The sequence below is a fragment of the uncultured Bifidobacterium sp. genome (assembly GCF_959020145.1).
Classification (GTDB): Bacteria; Actinomycetota; Actinomycetes; order Actinomycetales; family Bifidobacteriaceae; genus Bifidobacterium.
This window is the reverse complement of the sequence record NZ_CAUEQY010000042.1, coordinates 1-9,070: the sequence shown is the minus strand read 5'-3', so window position 1 is coordinate 9,070 and position 9,070 is coordinate 1. Positions and strand designations below refer to the sequence as shown.

Below are 9,070 nucleotides of genomic sequence, written 5' to 3'. Positions count from 1 at the left end.
CCATGCACACGATGGACAAGGAAACAGCAATAACCGAAGCAAGGCAACGCTTCAAAGACAGGCACTGCCGTCCAGATTCCCGTTCTGTTCCTCCGTTAAACCCGCAACGGACGAACTTCGATTCCGAGCTCATTGTTCACCCCCCATAGATTCGCAATCCCCTTTCGGGAGGTTACTGCATACAACTATACGGAAGAGGTTGACAAAAGAACAAAAAACGTTCATTTGCGGGGGCCGGTTAGCGTATGTCTTTCTAGGCAAAAAGAAAAGCCCCGCAGCTATGCAAGGCTCTTCCAACGAGGTCATAAGAGAGGAAGAGAACGAACCCGTTTAATGGTTGACGAAGCTTTAGGACCTCGACAAATCACTCATCATTCCGCACTTTCGATTTTACGCTGTTTTGACTTTCGATTTTACGCCAATCTCACTTTCGATTTTACGCCGACAGCATTGCTGACGATTGCATTGCGATATTGAGAAATCACGAGAAAGCAGCAAAAGGTCATAAGAAAACCCGCCCGGGAAAAGGAGGAAGACCGGGCGGGTTGAGGAGAGGAAGAAAGGGAAGTCAGCTATGAAGGGCTACTTGGCGGCCTCCTCGCTCTTGGCCGTCTCCTTGGACTCGCTTTTTGGCATAACCCAGAACTTGAGCAGCGGGTAGCTCACGATCACGGCGAGCAGGGTGTTGACCACGGAGGCGATGGTGCCGGCGATGCCAGCGCCCATACCCCAACCCTGGCACAGACCGGTCACGTAGCCCGGCAACACGAGGTTCACGACCACAATGATCACGGCGAGAATCACATACTTCCAAGCGGCGTCCTTGAAGCTGGAGTCAGACTTGAATACCCACTTCATCTGCACGAAGAAGTTCACCACCTGGGCGAGCGCCTCGGCAAGCAGGAAGGTGAGGAAGCCGCCCAGACCGTTGCCCTGGGTGTCGTAGTTGAAAATCAGGAAGTGGAACGGCTGAGTCAGGCCCATGCCGCTGATGAAGATGGCGGTGCCGATCCACGTCACCACAAAACGGGTGATGGTGGAGATGTTTGACAGCAGGTTGAACAGGATGAATTCCCAGATGTTCGGGTGATCCTTGATCCACTGGCGGATCGGACCGACCTTCCTGGCCGGCTGCGTTGCATTGTTATCAGTCATTGTTCAGCTCCTTTGCAGTGCGCCTGTTTGCGGATTGGTTGCGGAAGAAGCCGGCGATAACGCCGCCCAATCCGCGGAAGGTGTGGCCGTTGGCGATTTTGACGATGGCGTCGACCATCGCGGAATCGACCATGCCTTGGGTCATCTTGCTCATGGCTCGCGGAGGCATGTTCAGGATGAACAGGGTATTAAGGTCCGGAGCACCGGTCTTCTGACGAATCTTGGCTTCCTGCTTGGTGAGCGTCTTGGCGACGGCACGCGCCACGAAGCCCTTGGAATCCACCCACGACATGATCGGATCGTTCACGCCGAACGTCACCGGCTTGCCCGGTGCCACAACCTCATGGCCGAACAGCACGGCCATTTCGGCGTCGGTCACTTCCTTGACGTGGCCGCTGAGATAATGGCCGAGCGCAGTATCCGCGGCAACCGGATTGACATCGCCTGCGACGGTGTGCGGAATCGTAAGCGGCAGGTGTTCGGCGTTGTCGCCCACCATCAGCGTCCACTCGCCGGTTTCCGTCTTCCATTCGTTGCTGGCAGCGTCGAAGTGACGGAAGGTGTAACGGTCGAAATCGATGTGCACGCTCTTGCTTTCGTGTGCGGCAAGCGAAACCTTGGCGAAGCCCTTGAGCTCGCGATCCGGACGCAACACACCACCCTGCGGACCGCGCACGTACAGCTGTACAACGGTCGAACCGGCAACATCGGAATCGTTGCTGACCATCACGTCAATGCCGTTCTCACCAGCAGTGGCGGCACTGTAGGTGAACGTGGAGTAGCTCAAGCCATAGCCGAACGGGAAGCGCACGGGCACACCGGCGGTCTCGTAATAACGGTAGCCAACGAACGGGCCTTCGCGATAGATCGCATCGCGATCAATCGCCGGATACCAACCGGAGCTCGGGCAATCCTCGTAATGCATCGGCCAGGTTTCGGCCAAGTGGCCGGACGGATTGATCTCACCGGTCAGCGCGCGCACGGTCGCGGAAGCGCCGGCCTGACCCGACAGACCCACGTAAAGCACTGCGGCAACGTCGTCAATCCACGGCAGTTCCACCGGAGAGCCGGCGACAAGCACGACCACGATCGGCTTGCCCGCGCCCTTCAGCGCTTCGACCAGATCGTTCTGCACCTGCGGAATCGCCATGGTGGAACGGTCAAGGCCTTCGGATTCGCTGCGTTCGTCAAGACCGACGACTGCAAGCACCACATCAACGCTTTCCTTGCCAGCCAGCGCGACTGCGTCTTCCACGAGCACGCGGTCAGCCTTGCCCTGGCGGTCATAGCCCTGCTCATAGCCGGCAAGCACGAGGCCTTCGGCGTTCTTGACCTCTTCAAGAATGTTCTCTTCCTTGGTGGCGTTTACCTTGGAGGAGCCGGAACCCTGATAACGTGCGGTTGCGGCCATATCGCCGATCACCGCCACGCGGGTGCCGGCCTTGAATGGCAGGGTCGCGTTATCGTTCTTCAACAGCACACTGGAGCCTTCGGCCACCTTGCGTGCCACGTCGTGATGCGCTGCTGCGATATCGTCTTTGAGCAGATCGTTACGTCCAACACCGACCAGCTTGGTCGCTGCCGCGATTTTTGCGACTTCTGCGGCACGCGCGTTGATATCGGCTTCAGACAGGGTTCCCGCCTTGACCGCGCCTTCCAGCTCACGCACGGAAGTGAAGCCCGGAGACGGCATTTCCAGCGATCCGCCTGCCTTGACTGCTGCGACCGCGGAGTTGGATCCGCCCCAGTCGGAGACGACCATGCCGTCGAAGCCCCATTCGTCGCGCAGAATCTCCTGGAGCAAATGCTTGTTTTCGTGCGCGTAGACGCCGTTGATCTCGTTATAGGAGGTCATGATGGTCAGCGGCTTGGCTTCACGTACTGCGATTTCGAAACCGGTCAGATACAGTTCGCGCATGGTACGCTCATCGACCACGGAGTTGCTGGCCTGGCGGCGCAGTTCCTGGCTGTTGACCGCGAAATGCTTCGGGCATGCGGAGATGCCGTTGCTCTGGATGCCGCGGATCAGGCCTGCCGCCATACGTCCGGCGACGATCGGATCTTCGGAATAGTATTCGAAGTTACGTCCGCACAGCGGGTTGCGCTTGATGTTCAGACCCGGGCCGAGCAGCACGTTCACGTCAAGATCGTGCGCTTCGCTGCCGAGGGACTCGCCCATTTCTTCGGCGAGCGCCGGATCCCAAGAATTGGCCACGGTTCCTGCGGTCGGGAAGCAGGTGGCCGGCTTGGATACGCCGATGCCGAGATGATCGCCTTCGCCGAGCTGGCGGCGCACGCCGTGGGGGCCGTCGCTCATCACGAAGCTGGGGATGTCTGCGCGGTCGTTGCCTCGCGAATCCCATTCGGATCCACCGGAAAGCATTGCGGCCTTTTCAACGACCGAAAGTTCTTCGAGTTCCATTGGTTCTCCCTTGCACTAACTCCTCGAACCCGCTTGGCCCTCCCTGAGCCTGCGCTGTTCTTGTTGCGGATGTTCTTGGCTGCATCGCATGTGAGCATCCGCCGCTAGTTTGATTGAACCAGCCTTTCGCCGCCAACCTGCGCTCCATTACACAACCTGTCGTTTTGCCCGCACAATCGGACATTCCTTAACTGATTTCGGAATCAAAGGAATTCACATGGCAGATACGTTTTTACCGCTCCGCCGCGCTTTCGTATGCGTTCCATACACACCATACGGCGTAGGAAATGAGTGGACAGATGGTGGCGGAAATAATCACGTCGGTCGGATAGTGCAAGCCGAGCAGCAATCGCGAACAGGCGACCGCCGCGACAAGCGCGACAGCGCCGATGACCGCCCTGCGGAGGAACACCTGTCTTCCGTTTGCACGCCCGTCATCTTCTCCGTCGGGGAAGCATTTGCGCGCGAAATTACGCACGGTAAGAATCATCATGACCGATACGATCACCGCGGCTGCCGTGTGACCACTCGGGAAACTTGGATCGCCTGGCAATAGATCACTGCCGACGGAAGTAATCGGACGGGGGCGTTCGACCAGCCATTTGACACCGGTCACGTACAGTATCGGCGCCGCCGACACGACGACATCGCGGATGACGACGCGCCTGCTGCCGGTAATACGCAAATCGACAGCGGCAAGCGCGGCGACGATTGCGATGCAGCCTACCGTTGAAAATAGGTACGCAAGTACCGTGGAGCAGTCGCGCAACCCTTCTGGCAGCGTCGCTAAAGTCTGCAAAATATTGGTTTCACGCGTTGTTGCGATTGCCGAATTGCGCAGTGCGACGCCAATCATAGGCACAATGCCGCACAATATGGCGGTTGCGATTACCACAGCCGCCGCTCTCGCGATGCTTCCGTTCTTCATATGCATGATTTCAGTTAAGCACAGTTCACCATACCGTTGCCGTATGTTCACATCCGGGGTATCCCCGAAAATCGAGGATTATCCTTCAGGGGGCTTCCCCGACACGCGCGCTGCAGACGGCCGCGCAACGCAAATATGGCATACCCACACGGGAAGTACCGCGAACGATGCGAGAATCGGAATTGGCGTTTAAGAAGGAAAGAAGGAAATATGACCGAACCGATAGCAATGACCATACGCCATATGAAAATCGAGGATTATCCGCTGGTATACGGGCTGTGGACACGATGCACAGGTTTCACCATGAGGGATATAGACGATTGCGAGGATGCGATAAAGACGTTTCTCAAACGCAATCCCGACACCTGCTTCGTAGCCGAGGACGATGACGGAAGGATCATTGGCGCGATTCTTGCCGGCAACGACGGAAGACGGTCACGCATCTACCACACGGCGGTCGACCCCGACGCACGCGGTAGGGGCATTGGCTCGATGTTGGTGGGCCGTGTGGTTGAAACGCTTCGTGCAATCGGTCTGCCGAAAGTCGCTGTCGGAGTGCCCGCAGACAACGACGCCGGCAACGATTTCTGGGAACGGCAGGGCTTTGCAGTCCGTGACGATTTGGTTTATCGAGAACTGCCGTTGTAATAACGAACCATCCACGATGCCGTGCACGTCACCCAGCCCACGTTGTTCGCGGACAGCAAGTAGAAGCCGGCCAGCATGCCGCCCCACCCATGGACACGTAGGCAGCGGAGGCGATGCCGCGGCCCAACGCGTTCATTACGTGGCGCAGCAGCCACGTGTCAAGAGGCCCCTGCCGTAACGGAAGTCCGAGAGGCCACCGATGGTGGATCGCTGTTCGGACGGAAGACACGGTTTAGGCGAGCGAGCTATGCCTTGGCTAGCTTCTTGTGCCTGAGAGTGTAAACGGCATCGGCGGAATCGGCGACACGCTTGGAATGCGTCACCACAATGACACATTTACCGAGTTGATGAGCGGCATGCCGCAAAAGATCAATCACCTCATCAGTCATTTCCGGATCCAGGCTGCCAGTCGGTTCATCCGCCAGAATCGCGCGGCCGGGCGCCACTAGGGCACGGCCGACCGCCACTCGCTGACGTTGACCGCCCGACAGGTGCATGATGTTGCGCTTCGATTCCTCACGGCTCAGTCCCAAATCCTCGAGGATCTTCATATCGGCCTTGGGATTGACCAAACGCAGATTCTCTTCGGGAGTGAGATAGTCGATCAGATTATGGTCCTGGAACACCAAGGACACGTGCTCGCGACGGTGCTTTGAATAACCCGTCGTAGCTATATCCTCACCCTCGAAACGGACCACTCCATCAGAGGGGGCATCCAGACCGGCCAACAGGGACAGCAGTGTGCTCTTTCCCGCTCCCGATGGACCGGTTATCGCATACATCTTTCCGGATTCGAAATCAGCGTTCACGTCCGAAAGAACGCGGATCTTCGCCGCGCCATATGAGTAATTGACATGGTCCAATTGCAGACAGATAGTCATGATTAATATCTCCTAACGCATAGAGGAAAGAATGGATTTCGGGGATTTGGCCAGCACCGCGGCGCACGACACGGCAAGCGCAATCGCGATGACCGCGCATCCGAGCAGCAGGATGAGCAGCGTCTGTTCTGGCGGCAGAGCCTCCACCTGCAATGATTCAAGAGGCGCGACTCCAGAATCGTGCAGCAGAAGCGAGGACACGTATCCAGACAATAGGGAGCCCGTGCCCAGCGAGCACAGGGCTGCGACCACAGCCATGAGACCGGTTTCGATTGCGAACTGGGCGATAATCTGCATCTTGCCGATGCCGAGAGCCAGAAGGGTGCCTATCTCATGAATACGTGAGCGGATCCAGAAGACAAGCGCCATGCCCAGTACCAACACATCAGCCAAGCAAACGGACAACAGCACCATACGAACCAGATCGCGCACCGTTTCCACCGACTGCAGCACACCAGAAAGCCGCGCCGAGTCATCGGTGACGCCATACTTGCTTCCAGCGATTTTTTTCGCTTGGGCCACTGCGGCGGAGAGAGCCTGCGGATTATCCGAGAGGCACCGGATCGTGCCGACCCGTTCCTCTCCAGTCAGCGCGGAAACCACTTGGGCACCCGCATAGATAAGATTCTCCGATGCGTCCGATGGCATAGGGCTCTGTGCCTGCACATTGCCAGAGAAGATTCCGGCCACGCGAACGGTGGAATCGCGGTCTTCCTGACTGAGCCGGAGTGTTGATCCCACCGATAGCCCATTCTCACGTGCGAAATCCCGGTGAATCAGTACGTTCCGGCCATTACCTGAAATGTGGTGTCCTTGTTCCAACCGGTACAGACCGCTTTGGAACTCTTCGGACAACGAGGAGTCAGTGGTGCCCAGCACGCTGACCTGCGTGGATAGACCGGAATCCAGCCGAGGACCATGTTCGGGGACAACCGGATGCGCTCCATCCACCCCTGCCAAGGTCTTACGCTCGTAAACGGTTTTTCCTACGCCGGGGATGCGCGAGAACCGGCTCGCTTCCTTTAGACTTGCAGGATTCTCGCCTGTGTCGACAGTAAAACCTATTCCCATGCTTCTGCCGATATCGTCGGACATTTTCTGAAGTGCCGTTGACACTCCAACCTGAGCCACAAGACTGGTGAAAACCATCAGCATCAGCAGTCCGATGATTCCGCTGCGTACCGGTTTACGCACGATTGCCAGCGTGGCACGATTCCACACGTTCATGCCCGTCATCGGAGCTCCGACAGGCTTCGCGGCGACTTGCGCAGCATCGGTATGCACGATATGGCGACGCATACCAGCATCACCGCCAGCAGGCCGAGCGACACATACAGTACGGCAGTCGTGTCGATCGATACCGTGAGCGAATCCAAGGTACGAACCGACATATTGGATTCGAGATCGCCGCCAACCTGCCCCATGCTGCTCAGCTCCTTCGCCGCGGAGGCGTTCACGGAACGGAGGGCCGAAGTGCCAAGCCATTGGGCCACTCCTCGTGCGCACAACCATCCGAGGGCCAGGGACGGCAGACCGATCAGAATCATCTCGGTTAGATATTGGGCGATCAGGGATGGCTTGCCGATGCCAAGGGACACCAGTACGCCCATCTCCTGACGTCGGTCATTCATCCACAGTAAGAGCATGAGACTGAGAACTATCACGGCCGAAATGGTCACGCCGATCAAAGCGCCGAGCATCATGGAACGCACACCTCGGGCGGCATTCAGCATGCTCGACGTATATTGGTCATTGCGTGTGATCTGGTAGTTGTTCCAATCCACTGGAAGCTTCTTCGCCGCTTCCATGGTTTTCTCCACGTCGACACCCTTGTCCAGAACGAAAGTGGCATCCTGATATATTTCCTTGCCGGCCTTGTACTGGTACAGAGTACTTGTAGTGTCCAAATCGGTGTACACAGTGTTGGAGGTGAGTTCCGCGCGGCTGGATACCTTTCTGTCGCTGTCTCCTTTGAATATTCCAACGATGGTGGTTTTGACGGTTGCCGTCGAATGCGACTCATTGTCGGCATCATATGGATTGGCCTTGAGCGTGAGGGTATCGCCGACTTTAAGCCCATTGGTTTTGGCGAGATCCTCATGGACCATCGACATATGCTTATCGGATGCCTTGAGATGACGTCCGTCGACCATGCCGAGCGTGTGCGACGTGAACACATTGAGTTTTGACGAATCGTTTGTGCCTATGACGTTGGCCGTATTGCCGAACTGCTGTTCTTTCTCCGCATCGTAATCATCGCCGCCGGGGACCTTCACCACGCTGGCTCCCACGAGATCGGCGGTGGCGTTCTGCCTGACCATGTACGAGTCAACACCGGACAGCTTCGAGATTCGTTGCACATCAGCGGGACGAACCATTCCGCCTCCGCGAGGTGTCAGCATGCTGCCTTGCAGGTTACTGGCCAGCACGAATCCGCCGACCGCCTGTTTCTCAATCTGTCCGGCCTCATGTTGCGCTGCCCGAGAAACTGCGGTTGCGGACAGCATACTCGCCGTTATGATGGTCAGCACAATGAACAGCACTGCGGTGCGCACTCGCTTTCTGAGCACATAGCGCGCCGCTCGTGAGATGAATGTCATTAATACCCCCTGTGAAGCTGGGACCTTCTCATCCGAAACAATGAAATCTAATTCGATTCTTCGATTGGTCATTCGCCAAAATACATGGTTCACCTCGGAACATGGCAAGATATGCCTTGAGCGAAAAAACGAAACAACATTGGTTGCATTATGCTCCGGGACATCGGTCGTTTTGTTCATTTGACAAACTTTGAACGGCTATAAAACAGTGCATATACCAATGGAGGCCCCAATCGAAATTGGGGCCTCCATCAGAGAGAAAGGAAGGAGTGGCAAGTATTGGTTATTTATTCGGTCAGAATCTTGGCCTTCTCGTTGACGCTTCAACCGTCTCGACCGTCTTGACTTCCTCGTCGGGGATCTCACCGGCCGCGAGCTTGGCTTCGAGCTGCTCGACGATTTCGGCGTGCATCTTCTCGTTGATCTTCACCTTGAA

7 protein-coding genes are annotated in these 9,070 nt (G+C 56.9%); 1 reads left to right on the top strand and 6 read right to left on the bottom strand.

Annotated elements, in window-relative coordinates; translation table 11 throughout:
• Nucleotides 1-582: 582 nt before the first annotated feature.
• The 3 genes from Q5H33_RS07530 to Q5H33_RS07520 all read right to left on the bottom strand — a co-directional run bounded on the left by Q5H33_RS07530 (nucleotide 583) and on the right by Q5H33_RS07520 (nucleotide 4,511).
• Nucleotides 583-1,155, bottom strand: coding sequence for a GtrA family protein (locus Q5H33_RS07530; RefSeq protein WP_302423835.1), 573 nt, complete (start codon nucleotides 1,153-1,155; stop codon nucleotides 583-585).
• On the bottom strand, nucleotides 1,148-3,577 hold the full coding sequence (locus Q5H33_RS07525) for a glycoside hydrolase family 3 C-terminal domain-containing protein (protein WP_302423833.1): 2,430 nt from the start codon (nucleotides 3,575-3,577) through the stop codon (nucleotides 1,148-1,150). Before Q5H33_RS07525 ends, Q5H33_RS07530 begins: the two co-directional genes overlap by 8 nt.
• 232 nt (nucleotides 3,578-3,809) lie before the next feature.
• Nucleotides 3,810-4,511: a phosphatase PAP2 family protein gene (locus Q5H33_RS07520; RefSeq protein WP_302423832.1), complete on the bottom strand. Its 702-nt coding sequence runs from the start codon at nucleotides 4,509-4,511 to the stop codon at nucleotides 3,810-3,812.
• 204 nt (nucleotides 4,512-4,715) lie between these two features.
• Here Q5H33_RS07520 and Q5H33_RS07515 point away from each other — a divergent pair, with 204 nt between their 5' ends.
• Complete coding sequence (locus Q5H33_RS07515) at nucleotides 4,716-5,153, top strand: GNAT family N-acetyltransferase (protein ID WP_117650215.1); 438 nt, start codon at nucleotides 4,716-4,718, stop codon at nucleotides 5,151-5,153.
• 245 nt (nucleotides 5,154-5,398) lie between these two features.
• On the opposite strand, the gene Q5H33_RS07510 is transcribed toward Q5H33_RS07515, so the two are convergent.
• Genes Q5H33_RS07510 through Q5H33_RS07500 form a run of 3 tightly spaced genes read right to left on the bottom strand, consistent with a single transcriptional unit; the run spans nucleotide 5,399 to nucleotide 8,634 of the window.
• Complete coding sequence (locus Q5H33_RS07510) at nucleotides 5,399-6,034, bottom strand: ABC transporter ATP-binding protein (RefSeq protein ID WP_003807101.1); 636 nt, start codon at nucleotides 6,032-6,034, stop codon at nucleotides 5,399-5,401.
• Nucleotides 6,035-6,046: 12 nt separating this feature from the next.
• Nucleotides 6,047-7,270: an ABC transporter permease gene (locus Q5H33_RS07505; protein WP_004221017.1), complete on the bottom strand. Its 1,224-nt coding sequence runs from the start codon at nucleotides 7,268-7,270 to the stop codon at nucleotides 6,047-6,049.
• Nucleotides 7,267-8,634: an ABC transporter permease gene (locus tag Q5H33_RS07500; RefSeq protein ID WP_065435268.1), complete on the bottom strand. Its 1,368-nt coding sequence runs from the start codon at nucleotides 8,632-8,634 to the stop codon at nucleotides 7,267-7,269. Before Q5H33_RS07500 ends, Q5H33_RS07505 begins: the two co-directional genes overlap by 4 nt.
• Nucleotides 8,635-9,070: the final 436 nt, after the last annotated feature.

Excerpts from the sequence above, each read along its gene's own strand:
- Q5H33_RS07530 (WP_302423835.1), bottom strand. The coding sequence starts at position 1,155 with ATGACTGATAACAATGCAACGCAGCCGGCCAGGAAGGTCGGTCCGATC.
- Q5H33_RS07525 (WP_302423833.1), bottom strand. The coding sequence starts at position 3,577 with ATGGAACTCGAAGAACTTTCGGTCGTTGAAAAGGCCGCAATGCTTTCC.
- Q5H33_RS07520 (WP_302423832.1), bottom strand. The coding sequence starts at position 4,511 with ATGCATATGAAGAACGGAAGCATCGCGAGAGCGGCGGCTGTGGTAATC.
- Q5H33_RS07515 (WP_117650215.1), top strand. The coding sequence starts at position 4,716 with ATGACCGAACCGATAGCAATGACCATACGCCATATGAAAATCGAGGAT.
- Q5H33_RS07510 (WP_003807101.1), bottom strand. The coding sequence starts at position 6,034 with ATGACTATCTGTCTGCAATTGGACCATGTCAATTACTCATATGGCGCG.
- Q5H33_RS07505 (WP_004221017.1), bottom strand. The coding sequence starts at position 7,270 with ATGACGGGCATGAACGTGTGGAATCGTGCCACGCTGGCAATCGTGCGT.
- Q5H33_RS07500 (WP_065435268.1), bottom strand. The coding sequence starts at position 8,634 with ATGACATTCATCTCACGAGCGGCGCGCTATGTGCTCAGAAAGCGAGTG.